The sequence below is a fragment of the Paracoccus sp. BR5-17 genome, from assembly GCF_055693925.1.
Genome location: NZ_JBVFUV010000003.1, coordinates 2,043,495 through 2,061,024, shown reverse-complemented (window position 1 = coordinate 2,061,024; position 17,530 = coordinate 2,043,495). Strand labels below are relative to the sequence as shown.

Below are 17,530 nucleotides of genomic sequence, written 5' to 3'. Positions count from 1 at the left end.
TCAGACCCTTTCGATGTCGTGGCGGCCGAACAGCCCGTGTGGACGGATCATGACCGTAAGGATGAGGACGGCAGCAACGATCAGGTCGCGGCTGCCGCCGCCCACCAGCGGGTCGAGGAAATCCGCGCCCACGTTCTCGATGATGCCCAGGATGATGCCGGCGATGATGGCCCCCAGGATGCTGTCCAGGCCGCCCAGCACCGCGACCGTAAGGCCCTTGAGAAGCAGAAGCGACAGCGACTGATCCACGCCCTGGATTTCGCCCCAGATCACGCCTGCGGCGACCGCGACCACCGAGGCCAGGGCCCAGGACAGGCCCACCCCTCGCTCGACCGAGATGCCGACCGACCAGGACGCCATGTAGTCGTCGGCGATGGCGCGAAGCTTGATGCCGGTCCGGCTGCGGAAGAAGATCATGAAGGCGGCGAACAGCGCCAGGGCGACCCCCGCCCCGACCAGGTGGATGCGGCTGAGGAAGATGTCGCCCAGAAACAGCGGCTCGTAGCTGACGCCCAGTTCCATCGAGCGCGCCGTCCCGCCCCAGATCGCCAGCGTCGTGCCGCGCAGGAAGATGTCCAGCCCCAGCGTCAGCATCAGGATCATCACGATGGGACGACCGGCAAGGCGGCGCAGCGCCACGCGCTCAATCCCGAAGCCCAGGCAGAACATGATGACGGCGGCCAGCGGGATGGCCAGCCACAGCGGCATCCCGGCATCGCGGGCCAGGGCCAGCACCACGTAGGCGCCCAGCATGGTCAGGCCGCCCTGCGCAAGATTGGGCACCGACGAGGCCTTGTAGATCAGCACCAGGCCGATCGCGAACAGCGAATACAGCAGACCCGTCAGGGCCCCGTTGATGGCAAGTTCTGCCAGAAAAATCGGGTCCATTCACACCTCCCTGATGGGAAGGGTTCTGTCGACCCTCCCTGTTTCGCCGGTCTCGTAGGTGACCTTCGCGCTGACATGGACTTCCCGCGCCCCGTCATAGAGCGCGGCGATCACATCCGCATAGCGTTCCTCGACGACCTTGCGGCGCAGCTTGCGCGTACGGGTGATTTCGCCGTCGTCGGGGTCGAACTCCTTGGGCAGGCTGACGAACCGCTTCAGTTGCAGCGGCTGCGTCAAGGCCTTGTTGACCCGCAGGAAGGCCTCGCGCAGCAACGTGGCCACTTCCTTGCGCTGCGACAGATCCGCGTAGGAAACATAGGGAACGCCGTGCACCTCGGCCCAGTGCCCCACCGATTCGAAGTCCACGCAGACCATCGCCGTCAATTCGTTGCGGCCCGCGCCGATCACCGCGGCATCCTTGATGTAGGGGCTGAACTTCAGGCGGTTTTCGATGTAGTTGGGCACGTAGCGTTCGCCCCCGGCCGTGTACATCACCTCGGACACGCGGCCCAGCACCACCAGATGCCCGTCCTCCTCGAGATAGCCGGCGTCGCCGGTGTGCAGCCAGCCGTCGCGCAGGGATTCCGCCGTCGCCTCGGGCTTGCCGAAATAGCCGCCGAACACGCTGTCCGACCGGACCAGGATCTCGCCGTCGTCGGCGATCCTCACCTCGACCCCCGGCACCGGCTTGCCCACCGTGTGAAGCCGAACCTCTCCGGGGGCCTGCACCGCGTTGATGGCGCTGTTCTCGGTCTGGCCATAGAACTGGCGCAGCTTGATCCCCAGGGCGCGGTAGAACACGAAGGTGTCCTCGCCGATGGCCTCGCCGCCGGTAAAGGCGTTGCGCAGGCGGCTCATGCCGAACTGGTCCTTGATCGGACCGAAGATGATCGCCTCGCCCAGCAGCCGGCCCAGCGGCTCCAGGGCGCCGCCGCCCTGGCCGTTCAGCTTGCGCGTCTCGGCGGCGATGGCCCGGTCCATGAAGAAGTGGTACAGCTTCTTCTTCAGCCAGGTCGAGTTCTCGATGCCCACCTGGATTGTCGTCAGCATCTGGTCCCAGCTTCGGGGCGCGGCCAGATAGAAGGTCGGGGCGATCTCGCGCATGTCGCGCACCACCGTCTCCTGCCGCTCGGGCACGCTGACGGTAAAGCGCAGCAGCAGCGCGGCCGCGACCGAGATGGCATAGTCGCCCACCCAGGCCATCGGCAGATAGGCCAGAATCTCCTCGCCCTCGCCGAAGGCGCCGGCGGCATGGCCGTTGCGGGCCGCGGCCAGCACGTTCCTCTGGCTCAGGACGATGCCCTTGGGCTTGCCCGTCGTTCCCGAGGAATGCAGGAAGATCGCCGGATCTTCCGGCCGGGTCCGGCCCAGCAGGTCATCGCGCAGGCTCGGATCCTCGGCCACCCTGCGCCGGCCGACTTCGGTCAGGTGTTCCCAGGACATCAGGCCCTCGGCCTCGTAGAAGCCCAGGCCCCGCTCCTCGTCATAGACGATGTGGGTGATGCCCCTGGCGCCCGCCTCGCGCAGCTCGAGGATCTTGTCCACCTGTTCCTGGTCTTCGGCGATCGCCGCGACGATCTCGACCTCGCCCAGGAAATGCTGAAGCTCCTCCAGCGTGGCCCCCGGATAGGCCGGCATCGCATAGGCCCCCAGCAGGGACGAGGCCAGCATCCCGCCATAAAGGCGCGCCCGGTTGTCGCCCAGGATCAGCACGGCCTTGCCCCGGGTGACGCCGATCGTCTCGAGCCCGGCGGCGCAGGCCACCACCTCGTCGGCGTATTGCGCCCAGGTGGTTTCCTTCCAGATCCCCCGCTCCTTCTCGCGCATCGCGATCTCGGACCCGTGGGTGGATGCGTTCCGCGCCAGCAGGGCGCCCATCGTGTCGGCACCGGAAAACTGAAGTGGTGTTCCGTCAGCCATGCGACCCTCCGATATATGCCTCGATCACCCGAGGATCCTTGACCACGTCCCGCGGAATGCCGCTGGCGATCATCTCGCCATAGTTCAGCGCCAGCATCCGGTCGCAGATGCCGATGATGACATCCATGTGGTGTTCGATCAGCAGGACGCTGATGCCGCGTTCGGCCCGCGCGTCCAGGATGAAGCGGGACATGTAGCCCTTTTCCTCCTGGTTCATGCCGGCCATCGGCTCGTCCAGGATCAGCATCTGCGGTTCGGCCACCAGGGCGCGGGCCAGTTCGACCCGCTTCTTCAGGCCGATCGGAAGCCCGTCCACCGGTTCGTTGCGGATGCTCTCGAGCTGCAGGAAGTCGATCACTTCCTCGACCACGACGCGGTTGGCGATCTCCTCGCGCCGGGCGGCCCACCAGTAGAAGGCCGTCTGCAACACGCCGGGGTTCATGTGGATGTGCCGCCCCAGCAGGATGTTGTCCAGCACGCTCATGCCGTTGAACAGGGCGAGGTTCTGGAACGTCCGGGCGACCCCCAGCTTGGCGACCTTGTGCGGCGCGGTGCCGGTGATGTCCTTGCCCGACAGCCGCACGGTTCCCTTGTTGGGCGGATAGAACCCGGTGATCGCGTTGGTCAGCGTGGTCTTGCCGCTGCCGTTGGGCCCGACAAGGCCGAAGATCTCGCCCGGCAGGATCTCGATGTCCACGCCCGTTACGGCGACGATGCCGCCGAAGCGCCGCTCGATCCCGCGACACTCGAGTATCGGCTCCTCACCGAACCGCACGCTTGATGATTTTCCCTGCGTCTTCATCCAGTCCCCGTTGCCCCCCACCTGGCTGTCCTGCTGTCACGAAATCCTGAAATAGTCGGGCCTGCCCGTGGGCCACGGATCGCCCCACAGCTGCTGACCCCCGTCGATGTTCAGGACCTCTCCGGTCACGAACTTGCCTGATCCGGCCGCCATGTAGACGACCCCTTCGGCCACGTCCCATTCGTCGCCCGCATGGCGCATCGGGTTCGAATCCTGGAACGTCGCCGCCCCCTCCTCGGGGTAGTTGTGAAAGCCGTTGCTTTCGCAGCAGCCCGGCGCCACGCAATTCACCCGGATGCGGTGCGGCGCCCATTCCACCGCGACCGTCTTCGACAGGTAGATGACCCCAGCGCGGGCAGCGCAGGTATGGGCAATGCCCGGCATCCCGCGCCAGATGTCGGCGACGATGTTCACGATCGCCCCCGGCTGCCCCTGTTCGACCCAGTGGCGCGCCGCGGTCTGCATCATCCACCAGGTGCCGTTGAGATTGGTGTCGATGACCGCGTTCCAGCCCTTGGCGGAAAAATCCAGGGCCGCCTGGGGAAACTGCCCCCCGGCATTGTTCACCAGAACGTCGATGGCGCCGAATTCCCGGTTCACGGCCTGGACGAAGCCGGTCACCTGATCCAGGTCGCGGATCGACATGGTCTGCGCCAGAACCCTGCCCCCGAAGCTGCGCAGGAAGTCGGCGGCCGAGGCAAGCTTCTCCTCGTTGCGGCCGTTGATGGCCAGGTTGGCCCCCAGCCGGGCGAACAGCGTCGCGATGGCCAGCCCAAGCCCGCCACCGGCGCCCGTGACGATAACCGTCTTGCCCGAGAACAAGTCGCTTGCATAAACCGTCGGTCGCGATGCAAGCTCATCTCGCGACGCGCCGAACTGCGCCTTACTCATGACGCTCCCCTCCCTGTTCCCCATTCGGGGTGTTTGCGGCAATCTAACGCACGTTAGAAAACGTTTCAAGACTTATTCCTGGCACCGTTAACCCCGGACGCACGCAGGAAAAATCTTTTATTTTTCGGTAGATATGGCGCCCCCTGATCCCGTGGCGCGAGAGATCCGTGCCAAGAAGCCGCCGCCCCTGCCCTGCATGGGCCGGCGTCCAGCCCGCCGAGACCCGACGGCGGCGCCGGGCAGGTCAGCCGCCTTCCTCGCCCCCAAGTTCCACAAGCCCCGCCTTGCGCAGGGCAGAGATCGCCGCGTCGTCCAGCCCAAGTTCGCGAAGAACCGCCCGGGTGTCCGACCCGGGCGCCCGCCCCAGCCAGCGGACCTGTCCGGGCGTGGCGCTCAGGCGGGGGATCGGCGCGATGACCCTGGTTTCCTCGCCCTCGACGGAAACGATGTCCCCGCGATGGCGGATCTGGTCGTCGGCCATGATGTCCTCGATGCTGAGAACCCGTGCCGCCACCGCGTCGTGCCGGGCGAACTCGGCCTCGACCTCGGCCAATGTGCGGGCGGTGACGAAGTCGTTGATGGCGTCGAACACCACCGGCATGTGCTGCGACATCTGTCCCAGGGTGGCAAAGCGCGGATCCTCGGCCAGGGCATCGCCGCCGACCGCCCGCAACAGGCGGCGCGCCGTTTCCGCGCTGCCGGCCGAAACCGTCAGCCAGACCCCGTCGATGGTGCGGAACACGCCCCCCGGAACGAAATCCAGCGGCTGCCGCAGACCGTTGCGCCGGGGCGACAGCCTGGCGCCGGTCAGCGCCGGCACCGGGTAGTCCATCAACCTCAGCAGGGCCTCGAACACCGCCAGGTCGATCACCTGCCCGCGCGCCAGACCTCTTTCGCGCGCAAACAGTGCGACCATGATCCCGAAGGCCCCCATCAGGCCGGTGGTCGTGTCGGCCGCCGGAAAGCCGGGATGCATCGGCGGCCCGTCGGGAAAGCCGGTCAGGTGGGCCAGACCGCTCATCGCCTCGGCGGCGCGGCCAAAGGCAGGCTTCTCGCGCAGGGGACCGTCCTGCCCATAGCCTGAAATCCGCAGGATCACGAGATCGGGGTTCCATTCGTGAAGCTGTTCCGGCCCGGCGCCTGCGCGTTCAAGCACGCAGGGGCGGAAGTTCTCGATCAGCACGTCGGCGCGTTCGACAAGCCGGCGCAGGACGTCGCGGCCCTCTCCTCTCTTCCAGTCGAGGCTGATGATTTTCTTGTTCCGCGCCAGGGTCTTCCACCAGGTCCCTACGCCGTCATCGGCCTTGGGGCCCAGGTCGCGCACCATGTCCGTGCGGCCCGGCGATTCGATCTTGATGACCTCGGCGCCGAAATCCGCCATCAGCGTGGCCGACAGCGGCCCCGCGATCACGTGCCCCAGTTCGATCACGCGCAAGCCTTCCAGCGGTTCCCGCACCCTGCCACCCCCCGTGCAATGCCACCAAGCCATATCTAACAACCGTTAGATTTTCAAGCGCCCCGTCCGGAACCCGCCCCATGGCCGGGGCAGGATGAAACCGCACGGCCCGGGCAGGCGCGGCAGGCGGTCCCACGGGACAGGCTGCGCGGTCACATGCGCTTGGCGACCTCTTCCAGCATGACCTCGGTCGCGCCGCCGCCAATGGCCTGGACCCGGGCATCGCGGGACATGCGTTCCACCGGCGTCTCGCGCATGTAGCCCATGCCGCCGTGGAATTGCACGCAGTCGTAAAGCACGCTGTTCACCAGCTCGCCGCAATAGGCCTTGACCATCGAGACCTCTTTCACGCAGTCACGCCCGGCCGCGTCCAGGCGGGCGGCGTGATAGACAAGCTGGCGTCCCGCCTCGATCCGGGTCTGGCAGTCCGCCAGCCGCTGGCGGATCGCCTGCTTGTCCCACAGGACGCCCCCGAAGGCCTTGCGCTGCTTGACGTAGTCCACCGTCATGTCCAGGGCGGTCTGCGCCTCGGCGCAGGCCATCGCGCCCAGGACGATGCGTTCGTTCTGGAAGTTCTTCATCACCGAATAGAAGCCCCGGTTGACGTCACCCAGGACGTTTTCCGCCGGGACGCGGACATCCTCGAACACCAGTTCGGCGGTGTCGGAACACAGCCAGCCGGTCTTGTTCAGCGCCCGGCCCACCGAAAAGCCCGGCGTGCCCTTTTCGACCACGAACATGGTGATGCCGCGCGACCCCTTGGCGTCCGGATCGGTCTTGGCGCCGACGAAATAGATGTCGCCATGCACGCCGTTGGTGATGAACATCTTGGTGCCGTTCAGCACCCAGTCCGACCCGTCGCGCACGGCGCGGGTGCGCATTCCCGCCACGTCCGAACCCGCCCCCGGTTCGGTGACCGCGACGGCCGAGATCTTTTCACCCGAGGTGATCGCGCGCATCCAGCGGGCCTTCTGTTCCGGCGTCCCGGCGTGTTCCAGATGCGGCGAGGCCATGTCGGTATGGACCAGGACGGTCGCCGAGAAGCCGCCGAAGGTCGAACGGCCGACTTCCTCGGCCAGGACCACGCTGGCCATCACGTCCAGGCCCGCGCCGCCATATTGCGGGTCATAGCGCATCCCCAGCACGCCCAGATCACCCATCCGGCGCAGCACGTCGCGCGGCACCATGCCGTCCCTTTCCCAGGCATCGGCCCTGGCCGTCACCTCGGTTTCGATGAAACGGCGCAGTTGCGCCCGGATCATCCCCAGATCCTCGTCGAACGGGCCGTCGGCCGCGCTGATGGCTTCCTGTTTCGTCATGGCTTTTCCTCCGGAGCAAGTTTGATGAGAGGGGCGTTCCCGGCAACCGTGTCGCCCGGGGCGCAATAGATTTCGGCCACCGTGCCGGCGATCGGCGCCGGCAGGCTTTGCAGAAGCTTCATCGCCTCCAGCACGACCAGGGTTTCGCCCGCCGCGACCCTGTCGCCCGGCGCCACCCGAATCTCGGCCACGGCGCCCGGCATCGGCGCCACCAGAAGATCCGATCCGGATCCGGCCGCCGAGGCCCGGTCCAGGTGCCGGTCCGCAAGGCCGCGCAGCACGATCCGCGCCATGCCCGCCGCCGTCTGAAGATGCACCCGCCAGTGGTCGCGGGCGCGTTCCACCTGGGCAAGCCGCCGCAGCGGCACGCCGTCCAGCCGCCCCGTCAAAGCGCCGTCCCGCAGGGCCGCAGCCTCCAGCACCACGCCGTCGCCGCCCTCTGCGGATGCCGCAAGTCGGGCCGGGGTGCCGAGGACCCGGATCGGCCCGTCGTCGTCCGCACCCCAATACGAGGCCGAGCCCGGACGCCCGGCGGCCTCGGTCATCCGCCAGCCGCCAAGGGCCTGCCAGGGTGTGACCGGGGCCGGCGCAAGATGCAGGTGCAGCGCGATGGCGGCCAGAGCCATGTCCTGCGCCGTGGGAACCGGTTCGGCCCAGCCGTCCGGGAACATCTCGGGCAGGCTTGCGGTGTGGTGGCGCGGCGCCTGGAAGTCGGGATGGCTCAGCAGAGCGCGTTGATAGGCCAGGTTCACCGTCACGCCGCCCACGGCGAAGGCGTCAATGGCGGCGATGGCCTGGCGGATCGCGCCGGCCCGGTCGGGCGCATGGACGATCAGCTTGGCCAGCATGGAATCGTAATGGTGCCCCACCACCGAGCCCGCCTCGACTCCGCTATCCAGCCGCGGCCCGGCCGGCGGCGACCACAGCGTGATGCGGCCGGTTTCGGGACGGAAGTTCTGGGCGGGGTTTTCGGCGGCGATGCGGATTTCGATGGCGTGGCCATCGAAGCGCAGGTCGGATTGCGCGAAGGACAGCGGCTCGCCCCGAGCGATGCGCAGTTGCCATTCCACCAGGTCGATGCCGGTGACGGCCTCGGTGACGGGATGTTCGACCTGAAGGCGGGTGTTCATCTCCAGGAAATAGTATTCCTGACGCGCCGCGTCATAAAGATATTCCACCGTCCCGGCAGACCGATAGCCGATGGCCCGCGACAGGCGCACGGCGGCGTCGCGCATGTCGTCGCGCAGCGCGTCGGGCAGGTCGGGGGCCGGGGCCTCCTCGATCAGCTTCTGGTGGTTGCGTTGCAGCGAGCAGTCGCGGTCGCCCAGATGCAGCACGGTGCCATGGCTGTCGCCCAGCACCTGCACCTCGATGTGGCGGGCGCGCGGCGCATAGCGTTCCAGAAACACGGTGCCGTCGCCGAACGCGCCCCTCGCCTCGGACCGGGCCGAGGAGATCGCTTCGGCAGCATCCGCCAGATCGGTCACGAGGCGCATCCCGCGCCCGCCGCCGCCGGCGCTGGCCTTGACCAGGAACGGCACGCCAAGCGCGCGCGCCTCGTCCAGCAGGCGGTCGTCGGACTGATCCTCGCCGCGATAGCCGGGCAGCACCGGCACGCCGGCGGCCTCGGCCGCGGCCTTGGCCGCGATCTTCGAGCCCATGCGCGCGATCGCCCGGGGGTCCGGGCCGATGAAGACCAGCCCCGCCGCCTCGACCGCGGCGGCGAAGTCGGCGTTTTCGGACAGGAAGCCATAGCCGGGATGGACCGCGCCGGCGCCCGTCGCCTGCGCCGCCGCAAGGATCGCGGCCACGTTCAGATAGCTGTCCGAGGGCGCGGCCCCGCCGATGGCCACGGCGTGATCGGCCTCGGCCACGAAGGGGGCATCGCGGTCGGCTTCCGAAAAGACCGCGACGCTTTCCAGGCCCAGCTTGCGGCAGGCGCGCTGGATGCGGCGGGCGATCTCGCCGCGGTTGGCGATCAGGACGCGGGTGAAGGTCATTCCACCCGCCACGACGGGACGCCCTTGTTGATGAAGCTGTTGATCCCCTCGACCCCTTCCGGGGTCTCCCAGGCATCGGCCAGCCGGTCGGCGGTATAGACCATGTTGGTGGCCAGATCATGTCCCGCCACATAGGCGATCAGCGCCTTGGTATCGGCCACCGCGCCAGGGGCGGCCTGAAGGTGGTCGTGGACCACCCGCTCCACCGCGGCGTCCAGATCGGCGGGCGCCACGACCTCGGTCAGAAGGCCGATCCGTTCGGCGCGCGCGCAGTCGAAAAGCGCCCCCGACAGCATGGTTTCGCGCGAATGGACCTTGCCGATCCGGGCGACCACATAGGGCGAGATGTTGGCGGGCAGCAGGCCCAGCCTGACCTCGGTCAGACCGAAGCGCACGCCCTCGGCGCCGATGGTATAGTCGCAGACCGAGATCATGCCGACCCCGCCGCCATAGGCTGGCCCGTTGATGCGGCCGATCAGCGGCTTGGGCAGCGTGTCCAGCCGCCGCAGCAGCCGCGCCAGGGTGGCGCTCTGTTCGACCCGTTCGCCGCGGGTCTTGTCGATGTTCGAGGCGAACCAGTTGAAGTCGCCGCCCGCGCAGAAGCTCTTGCCGCTGCCGGTCAGGATGACGATGCGCACCGCCGGGTCCGAGGCCAGCCGATCGGCGGCATCGGTCAGTTCGGCGATCAGGTCGCCGTTCAGGGCGTTGTGCTTGTCGGGGCGGTTCAGCGTGACCGTGGCGACGCCGCGCGGATCGGTCTGGACAAGGATCGTCTGGTAGGTCGGGGTCATGGCAGCCCTCACATTCTGAAGACAGGGGTGTGGCGCCCCGCATCGGGCACCGAGGTCACGATCGACAGGCACAGCCCCAGGATGTCGCGGGTCTGGCCGGGTTCGATCAGCCCGTCATCCCACAGCCGCGAGGTGGCGTAATAGGGATCGGACTGTTCGCCATACTGGGCGCGCACCTCGGCCTCGATCCGCGCCAGGTCGGCCTGCATCCGGTCGGGATCGCCGCCCTTCTGGCGGCGCAGTTCCAGCATCACGTTGGTGGCGATGTCGGCCGACATGGTAGCCAGTTCAGCCGTCGGCCAGGCGAACAGGAAGCGCGGCGCGAAGCCGCGCCCGCACATGCCGTAATTGCCCGCGCCATAGGATCCGCCCAGCAGCACCGACAGGCGCGGCACCTTGGCCACCGACATCGCATAGACCAGCTTGGCGCTGTTCTTGGCGATGCCGCCGCGCTCGGCCTCGGTGCCGACCATGAAGCCCGAGATGTTGTGCAGGAACAGCAGCGGGATGTTGCGCTGATCGCACATCGACACGAACTGCGCGCCCTTCAGCGAACTGTCCGACAGAAGCGCGCCGTTGTTGGCCAGGATGCCGACGCGATAGCCGTGGATGCGGGCGGTGCCGCAGACCAGCGTCTCGCCCCAGGCGGGCTTGAATTCGCGGAACTCCCCGGCGTCGATGATCCGCAGCAGCACCTCGCGCATGTCGTAGGGCTGCTTGCGGTCGGCGCTGACCACGCCCAGCAGTTCCGCGGGATCGCGGTCCGGCGGCGCGGCGGGCGCATTGGGCGCCATCGGGCGCGACAGGCCCAGATCGGCCACGATGTCGCGCATCAGCGCCAGGGCGTGGTATTCGTCCAGGGCCAGATGGTCCGACACCCCCGAGACGCGGCTGTGCATCTCGGCCCCGCCCAGGGTTTCGCCGTCGACCTCCTCGTTGATGGCCACCTTGACGATCGACGGCCCGCCCAGATGGATGCGGGCGTTGCCGCGGACCATGATGACCTCGTCCGACAGGGCGGGGATATAGGCCCCGCCCGCCGTGCAGCCGCCGAACACCGCCGAGATCTGCGGCAGCCCGCTGGCCGACATGTTGGTCTGACGGAAGAAGGAGTTGCCGAAATGGCGCGCGTCCGGAAAGACCCGGTCCTGTTCGGGCAGATAGGCGCCGCCGCAATCCACCAGATAGAGGCAGGGCATCCGGTTCTCGGCCGCGATCTCCTGGGCGCGGATGTGCTTCTGGACGGTCTCATGATAAAACGAGCCCCCCTTCACGGTGGCGTCATTGGCGATCACCATGCAGGGCAGGCCGTGGACGATGCCGATGCCGGTCACGATCCCGGCGCCGGGCACCTCGCCGCCATACTGGCCATAGGCCGCCAGCGACGACAGTTCCAGGAAGGCGGTGCCCGGATCCACCAGCAGGTCGATGCGGTCCCGCACCAGCAGCTTGCCCCGTGCCCGGTGCCGGGCCACCATGTCGGCCCGCCCGCCGACCGTGGCCTCGGCCAGCCGGCGGCGCAGGGTCTCGACCCGCGCGGCCTGCGCCTCGCGGTTGCGGGCGAAGACCTCGGATCCGGTCGGGACCGCCGTTTCAAGTCGCGACATCTGTCAGCCCCCGTCGGTGAAGAATGGCGTCAAGGAACATCCCCGCGCGGGCGGGCAGACCCGGCCCGGGTCAGATCGTGAACCCGCCGCCGCAGATGATGTACTGGCCCGAGATGAAGTTCGATTCGGGCGAGCAGAACAGATAGACCGCGCCCGCTGCCTCTTGCGGGGTGCCGACCCGGCCCAGCGGGATCATCCGTTCCATCTGCGACAGAAGGTCGGGGTTCACGCCGACCTTGATCTCGCGGTCCTCGACCTTGATCGTGCTGTCGCCGGCCGCGCTGCCTTCGGTCAGGCGCGTGCGGATCGGGCCGAAGGCCACGGCGTTCACGTTGACCTTGTAGCGGCCCCATTCCTTCGCCATGGTCCGGGTCACGCCCAGGATCCCGGCCTTTGCGGCGGAATAGTTGATCTGCCCGGCATTGCCCCCGGTGCCGGCGATGGACGAGATGTTGACCACCTTGCGGAACACCTCGCGCCCGGCGGCGGCTTCCTCGCGGGCCCTAGCGCTGATGACCGGCTGGGCCGCGCGCAGGATGCGGAAGGGCGCGGTCAGATGGACGTCGATGATCGCCTGCCACTGTTCGTCGGTCATCTTCTGAACGACGCTGTCCCAGGTATAGCCGGCGTTGTTCACGATGATGTCCAGCCCGCCGAAGCTGTCCACGGCGGTTGCGATGAAGCGTTCGGCGAAACCGTCGCCGGTCACGCTGCCGGCGCAGACCACGGCCTCGCCCCCGGCGGCGCGGATCGCCTCGGCGGTGTCGTTGGCCGGGTCGGCGTCCAGGTCGTTGACCACCAGCCGCGCCCCTTCCGAGGCCAGCTTCAACGCGATTTCCCGCCCGATGCCCCGGCCCGAGCCGGACACGAGCGCCACCCGCCCGTCAAGTTTTCCGGTCATGCTGTCTTGCCCCCTGCCCGTCCGTCAGACTTTTTCATACAGGGTCGTGACGCAGGCGCCGCCCAGGCCCAGGTTGTGCTGAAGCGCCACGCGCGCGCCCTCGACCTGACGCGCCTCGGCCTGGCCGCGCAGCTGCTGGACCAGTTCGGTGCATTGCGCCAGCCCGGTCGCGCCCAGCGGATGGCCCTTGGACAGCAGCCCCCCCGATGGGTTGGTGACGTATTTGCCGCCATAGGTGTTGTCGCCGTCATCGACGAACCGCGCGGCCTCGCCCCGCCCGCAGAGGCCAAGCGCCTCGTAGGTGATCAGTTCGTTATGGGCGAAGCAGTCGTGCAGTTCGATCACGTCCACGTCTTCGGGGCCGATGCCCGCCGCCTCATAGACGTGGTCGGCGGCGCGCTTGGCCATCGAGAAGCCGACCACCTCGCGCATGTCGTGGGCGCCGAAGGTTTCCGGGCCGTCGGTGGTCATGGCCTGCGCCGCGATCCGCACCGAACTGTCCAGCCCGTGCCGGTCGGCGAACTCCTTGGAACAGACGATGGCCGCCGCCGCGCCGCAGGTGGGCGGGCAGGCCATCAGCCGGGTCATCACGCCCGGCCACATCACCGGCGCGGCCAAAACCTCCTCGGGGGTGACTTCCTGGCGGAACAGGGCGACGGGGTTCCGGGCCGCGTGGCGGCTGGCCTTGGCGCGGATCTTGGCAAAGGTCTCCAGCGTGGTGCCGAACTCCTCCATATGCGCCTTGCCGGCGCCGCCGAAATAGCGCAGCGCCAGCGGAATCTCTCCGTTGCCCACCAGCTCGTCGGTTTCCTCGTCGAAGGCCGCGAAGGGGCTGACGCGGTCGTGAAACATCGCGCCGATCGCGCCCGGCTGCATCTGTTCGAAGCCCAGGGCCAGGGCGCAGTCCACCGCGCCGCTGGCCACGGCCTGACGGGCCAGGAACAGCGCCGAGGATCCGGTCGAGCAGTTGTTGTTCACGTTGACGATCGGGATCCCCGTCATCCCCACCTGATAGAGCGCGCGTTGCCCGCAAGTGCTGTCGCCATAGACATAGCCGACATAGGCCTGCTGGATCCTGTCATAGCCAAGCCCCGCATCGGCAAGCGCGGCGCGGGTCGCCGCCGCCGCCATCACGTCATAGCTGTCGGACTTGCCCGGCTTCTGGAAGGGGACCATGCCCACGCCGGTTACATAAGCCTTGTCGGTCATCGCAGTCTCCCCATCCGCGGAAGCCGGGCCGCGCGAATCGCCGCGCGGCCTTTTTCTATCACTTGTTAGATTTTGCAGCGCGGCGCGACAGGCTGTCAACCGACACGACGGTGCCGCCCTGATCCCCGGGCGCCGCGGTCATCGCCGCCCCGTGGGGCGTCACAGCCGGAATATCCCGTAATGCGGATCCTCGATCGGCGCGTTCAGCGAGGCAGAGATCGACATGCCCAGGGCGTTGCGCGTGTCGGCCGGGTCCAGGATGCCGTCGTCCCACAGTTCCGAGGTCGAGGTATAGGCCTCGACATCGCGGCGGTACTTTTCCAGCACCGGCTCGCGGATGGCGGCGATTTCCTCGGCCGTCAGTTCCCGGCCCTCGCGCTGAAGCTGGCGGATCTTCACGTCGGCCATGGTGTTGGCGGCCTGGTCGGCGCCCATGACGCCGATTTCCGCCTGCGGCCACATGAACAGCGTGCGCGCGTCCCAGGCCCGCCCGCACATGCCGTAATTGCCCGCCCCGTAGGAGGCGTTGGCGATCACCGTGAACTTGGGCACCACCGATCCGCCCTGCGCCATCAGCATCTTGGCGCCGTCCTTGGCGATGCCGCGTTCCTCGTATTCGCGCCCGACCATGTAGCCGGTGATGTTCTGGAAGAACACCAGCGGGGTGCGGTTCTGGTTGCAGAGCTGCATGAAATGCGCTGCCTTCAGCGAGCTGTCGTTGAACAGCACGCCGTTGTTGGCCAGGATGCCGACCTTGTAGCCCCAGATATGGGCAAAGCCGCAGACCAGCGTGGTGCCGTAATCGGGCTGGTATTCGTGAAAACGCGATCCGTCCACGATCCGGGCCAGGACCTCGCGCATGTCGAACTGCGTCTTCCGGTCTTTCGGGATGATCCCGTAAAGCTCGGTCGGGTCGTAATAGGGTTCCTCGACGGCCGCGGTTTCGATCAGCGTCTTGGGCATCCGCTTCCACTGGCTGACGATCTCGCGCGCCAGGGAAAAGGCATGCTGCTCGGTCGCCGCGCGATAGTCGCCGGTGCCCGAGAGCGAGGTGTGCATGACCGCCCCGCCCAGTTCCTGCACCCCGACTTCCTCGCCGGTGGCGGCCTTGACCAGCGGCGGTCCGCCCAGGAAGATCGCGCCGGTGCCCTCGATGATGATGTTGTAGTCGCTGAGCGTCGGCACATAGGCGCCGCCCGCCGTGCAATGGCCGCCGACGATGGCGATCTGCGGGATGTTCGCCTGGCTCAGCTTGACCTGGTTGCGGAATACGCGCCCGCCCAGGTAGCGGTCGGGGAAGACGCCGTGCTGCAGCGGCAGGAAGCCCCCGGCGCTGTCGCAGATGTGGATGACCGGCAGGCGGTTCTCCAGCGCCACGTCCAGCAGCCGGACGATCTTCTTCACGGTGTGCGGATACCAGGCGCCGCCCTTCACGCTGGCGTCGTTGGCGTGGATGGCGACCTCGCGCCCCTGCACGATGCCGATGCCGGTGACCACGGCGGCGCCGGGAACCGCGCCATCGTATTCGCGGCAGGCGGCCAGGGTCGAGAATTCGAGGAACGGCGTGCCCGGGTCCAGCAGCAGGGCCAGCCGCTCGCGCACGCCCAGCTTCTTCTGGCGGGCCAGCCGCTCGATGTCGCGCTGCGGCCGTTCGTGGCGGGCGGCGTGCTGGCGGGCGTGGAAGTCCTTCAGCCGTTCGGACATGGCAGCGAAATTGGCCTTGTAGTCCGCGGCATTCGTGTCGATCTGGCTCTCGATGCGGCGCATGGTCACTCCTCCTCGGGCGCCAACTGGGCAAGAACGGCCTTCAGCCCGAAACTGTCACCAGCGGCAAATGGCATCTCGGCAACCACCCCGTCGCGCGGGGCAGTCAGGCTGGTCTCCAGCTTCATGCTTTCGATGACCAGCAGCGGCTGCCCTTCCCGGACGGCGTCTCCGGGCTTCACCGCCACCGAGACGACGACCCCCGGCATCGGCGCAAGGATGCGGTCGCCGGCCGCGCCGGCGTCGCGCGCGGCCAGGCGCTGGGCGGGATCGATCCGGCCGACCTCGTAGGCGCGGCCGTTCAGATGCACGAAGGTCGCATCCGCCCCCACGGCAATCCGGACGGGGCGCGCCACGCCCCCTGTCCGAAGAACATGGCCCCCCGGCTGGGGCGCGGGATCCAGCCGGCAGGGGATTGCGCCGTCAGGGGTGTTCAGGATGAAACCTCTGCCGTCGTGGCCAAGCCAGCATTCGGTTTCCCTGCCGGCGATCTGAAATATCCGACGCATCAGTTTCTCCACCCGCCCATTCGGCGGTGCATTTCGGGGATCTGCATCACCTCGCCCACCAGCCTCTCGTCCGAGAGCGCCGCGGCAGCCATCAGCAACGGATCCACCGAATCGTCCCGGGCGGTCAGCGTCGCGGCTTCTTCGGCCAGAAAGCCCGTCGAGACATCGCCCGAGGCGAAGCCGGGATGGCCCAGGATCGCGTCCAGATAGCCGGTGTTGGTCGTCACCCCCAGGATGACGTAGTTCCGCACGGCCTGGCGCGCGCGGGCGATGGCCTGGGCACGATCGGCGCCATGCACGATCAGCTTGGACAGCATCGGGTCGAAGTCGGTCGTCACCTTGCCGCCCTCCAGGATGCCGCTGTCCACCCGCACGCCTTCGCCCGAGGGTTCGTCCAGCAGCAGGATGTCGCCGATCGCGGGCCGGAAGTCCGCGGCCGCGTCCTCGGCGCAGATGCGCAACTCGATCGAGTGGCCCGTCTGCGCAATGTCGGCCTGGGTCAGGCCCAGCCCCTCGCCCGCGGCGATGCGCAACTGCCGGTCCACCAGGTCGAAGCCGGTTACCATCTCGGTCACCGGATGTTCGACCTGCAGGCGGGTGTTCATCTCCAGGAAATAGAACGCCCCGTCCTGCGCATAGATGAACTCGACCGTGCCGGCGCCGCGATAGTTGACGGCGCGCGCGATCCCGGCGGCGGTCTCGCAGATGTCCTGGCGCTGCGCGGCCGACAGCGCCGGCGAGGGGGTTTCCTCGATAATCTTCTGGAAGCGGCGCTGGATCGAGCATTCGCGTTCCCAGAAATGGACCACGTTGCCCTGCCCGTCGCCCAGCACCTGCACCTCGATGTGGCGGGGCCGTTCGATGTAGCGTTCGACGAACAGCCGGCCGTCGCCGAAATAGCGTTCGCCCTCGCGCCGCGCGGTTTCGATCTCGGCGGCAAGCCGGCCGTCCTCGCGCACGACGCGCATCCCCTTGCCGCCGCCCCCGGCCGAGGGCTTGATCAACAGCGGATAGCCCACCGCCCGGGCGCGATCGACGAAGGTCGCCGGGTCGTCGTCCTCGATCGCCGAGGGCGCCACCGGAAAGCCGCGCTGTTCCACGAAGGCCCGCGCCCGCACCTTGTCGCCCATCAGGTCGATGACCTCGGCGGTGGGACCCACGAAGGTGATCCCGGCGGCGTCGAGCGCGCGCACGAAGGCCGCGTTCTCGGACAGGAAGCCATAGCCGGGATGGACCGCGTCCGCCCCCACCCGCCGCGCCGCATCGACGATCTGCGCGATGTCCAGATAGGCCGCGACGGGGGTGGGGCCGTCGATCTCCACCACCTCGTCGGCAAGCAGATGCGCCGGCCCCGGCTGTTCCGAGGGGTGGCGCAGAACGGCCGTCGCCAGCCCCCGCGCGCGGGCCGTCCGCAGGACGCGCGCCGCGATTTCGCCGCGGTTCGCGACAAGAAGCTTGGTGAAACGCATCTTT

General features: G+C 68.1%; 14 protein-coding genes. All 14 read right to left on the bottom strand.

Annotated elements, in window-relative coordinates; all coding sequences use genetic code 11:
- Positions 1-888, bottom strand: a complete 888-nt coding sequence (locus tag ACZ1HC_RS11680; RefSeq protein WP_472700130.1) for a branched-chain amino acid ABC transporter permease — start codon at positions 886-888, stop codon at positions 1-3.
- Complete coding sequence (locus tag ACZ1HC_RS11675) at positions 889-2,808, bottom strand: AMP-dependent synthetase/ligase (RefSeq protein ID WP_472700129.1); 1,920 nt, start codon at positions 2,806-2,808, stop codon at positions 889-891.
- Positions 2,801-3,583 carry an ABC transporter ATP-binding protein gene (locus ACZ1HC_RS11670; protein ID WP_472700128.1) on the bottom strand — a complete coding sequence of 261 codons (783 nt, stop codon included), beginning with the start codon at positions 3,581-3,583 and terminating at the stop codon, positions 2,801-2,803. Before ACZ1HC_RS11670 ends, ACZ1HC_RS11675 begins: the two co-directional genes overlap by 8 nt.
- Positions 3,584-3,646: 63 nt before the next feature.
- Positions 3,647-4,501, bottom strand: coding sequence for an SDR family oxidoreductase (locus ACZ1HC_RS11665; protein WP_472700127.1), 855 nt, complete (start codon positions 4,499-4,501; stop codon positions 3,647-3,649).
- Positions 4,502-4,745: 244 nt separating this feature from the next.
- Positions 4,746-5,990: a CaiB/BaiF CoA transferase family protein gene (locus ACZ1HC_RS11660; RefSeq protein ID WP_472700126.1), complete on the bottom strand. Its 1,245-nt coding sequence runs from the start codon at positions 5,988-5,990 to the stop codon at positions 4,746-4,748.
- A gap of 119 nt (positions 5,991-6,109) precedes the next feature.
- A complete protein-coding gene (locus tag ACZ1HC_RS11655) occupies positions 6,110-7,276 on the bottom strand; it encodes an acyl-CoA dehydrogenase family protein (protein ID WP_472700125.1) in 1,167 nt (388 codons plus the stop codon).
- Positions 7,273-9,276, bottom strand: a complete 2,004-nt coding sequence (locus ACZ1HC_RS11650; RefSeq protein WP_472700124.1) for an acetyl/propionyl/methylcrotonyl-CoA carboxylase subunit alpha — start codon at positions 9,274-9,276, stop codon at positions 7,273-7,275. The genes ACZ1HC_RS11655 and ACZ1HC_RS11650 overlap by 4 nt, the downstream gene beginning before the upstream one ends.
- Complete coding sequence (locus tag ACZ1HC_RS11645) at positions 9,273-10,067, bottom strand: crotonase/enoyl-CoA hydratase family protein (RefSeq protein WP_472700123.1); 795 nt, start codon at positions 10,065-10,067, stop codon at positions 9,273-9,275. The genes ACZ1HC_RS11650 and ACZ1HC_RS11645 overlap by 4 nt, the downstream gene beginning before the upstream one ends.
- Positions 10,068-10,075: 8 nt before the next feature.
- Positions 10,076-11,674, bottom strand: a complete 1,599-nt coding sequence (locus ACZ1HC_RS11640; RefSeq protein WP_472700122.1) for an acyl-CoA carboxylase subunit beta — start codon at positions 11,672-11,674, stop codon at positions 10,076-10,078.
- Between the two features lie 70 nt (positions 11,675-11,744).
- Positions 11,745-12,575 (bottom strand): SDR family NAD(P)-dependent oxidoreductase, encoded by an 831-nt coding sequence (locus ACZ1HC_RS11635; protein WP_472700121.1) that lies wholly within the window; start codon positions 12,573-12,575, stop codon positions 11,745-11,747.
- A gap of 24 nt (positions 12,576-12,599) precedes the next feature.
- Complete coding sequence (locus tag ACZ1HC_RS11630; RefSeq protein WP_472700120.1) at positions 12,600-13,784, bottom strand: lipid-transfer protein; 1,185 nt, start codon at positions 13,782-13,784, stop codon at positions 12,600-12,602.
- Positions 13,785-13,943: 159 nt separating this feature from the next.
- Positions 13,944-15,551 carry an acyl-CoA carboxylase subunit beta gene (locus tag ACZ1HC_RS11625; RefSeq protein ID WP_472700119.1) on the bottom strand — a complete coding sequence of 536 codons (1,608 nt, stop codon included), beginning with the start codon at positions 15,549-15,551 and terminating at the stop codon, positions 13,944-13,946.
- Between the two features lie 2 nt (positions 15,552-15,553).
- Positions 15,554-16,057 carry an acyl-CoA carboxylase biotin carboxyl carrier protein subunit gene (locus ACZ1HC_RS11620; RefSeq protein WP_472700118.1) on the bottom strand — a complete coding sequence of 168 codons (504 nt, stop codon included), beginning with the start codon at positions 16,055-16,057 and terminating at the stop codon, positions 15,554-15,556.
- A complete protein-coding gene (locus ACZ1HC_RS11615) occupies positions 16,057-17,526 on the bottom strand; it encodes an acetyl-CoA carboxylase biotin carboxylase subunit (RefSeq protein WP_472700117.1) in 1,470 nt (489 codons plus the stop codon). The genes ACZ1HC_RS11620 and ACZ1HC_RS11615 overlap by 1 nt, the downstream gene beginning before the upstream one ends.
- Positions 17,527-17,530 lie beyond the last annotated feature (4 nt).

Excerpts from the sequence above, each read along its gene's own strand:
- ACZ1HC_RS11625 (WP_472700119.1), bottom strand. The coding sequence starts at position 15,551 with ATGCGCCGCATCGAGAGCCAGATCGACACGAATGCCGCGGACTACAAG.
- ACZ1HC_RS11645 (WP_472700123.1), bottom strand. The coding sequence starts at position 10,067 with ATGACCCCGACCTACCAGACGATCCTTGTCCAGACCGATCCGCGCGGC.
- ACZ1HC_RS11650 (WP_472700124.1), bottom strand. The coding sequence starts at position 9,276 with ATGACCTTCACCCGCGTCCTGATCGCCAACCGCGGCGAGATCGCCCGC.
- ACZ1HC_RS11635 (WP_472700121.1), bottom strand. The coding sequence starts at position 12,575 with ATGACCGGAAAACTTGACGGGCGGGTGGCGCTCGTGTCCGGCTCGGGC.
- ACZ1HC_RS11680 (WP_472700130.1), bottom strand. The coding sequence starts at position 888 with ATGGACCCGATTTTTCTGGCAGAACTTGCCATCAACGGGGCCCTGACG.
- ACZ1HC_RS11655 (WP_472700125.1), bottom strand. The coding sequence starts at position 7,276 with ATGACGAAACAGGAAGCCATCAGCGCGGCCGACGGCCCGTTCGACGAG.
- ACZ1HC_RS11630 (WP_472700120.1), bottom strand. The coding sequence starts at position 13,784 with ATGACCGACAAGGCTTATGTAACCGGCGTGGGCATGGTCCCCTTCCAG.
- ACZ1HC_RS11665 (WP_472700127.1), bottom strand. The coding sequence starts at position 4,501 with ATGAGTAAGGCGCAGTTCGGCGCGTCGCGAGATGAGCTTGCATCGCGA.
- ACZ1HC_RS11660 (WP_472700126.1), bottom strand. The coding sequence starts at position 5,990 with ATGGCTTGGTGGCATTGCACGGGGGGTGGCAGGGTGCGGGAACCGCTG.
- ACZ1HC_RS11675 (WP_472700129.1), bottom strand. The coding sequence starts at position 2,808 with ATGGCTGACGGAACACCACTTCAGTTTTCCGGTGCCGACACGATGGGC.
- ACZ1HC_RS11615 (WP_472700117.1), bottom strand. The coding sequence starts at position 17,526 with ATGCGTTTCACCAAGCTTCTTGTCGCGAACCGCGGCGAAATCGCGGCG.
- ACZ1HC_RS11620 (WP_472700118.1), bottom strand. The coding sequence starts at position 16,057 with ATGCGTCGGATATTTCAGATCGCCGGCAGGGAAACCGAATGCTGGCTT.
- ACZ1HC_RS11640 (WP_472700122.1), bottom strand. The coding sequence starts at position 11,674 with ATGTCGCGACTTGAAACGGCGGTCCCGACCGGATCCGAGGTCTTCGCC.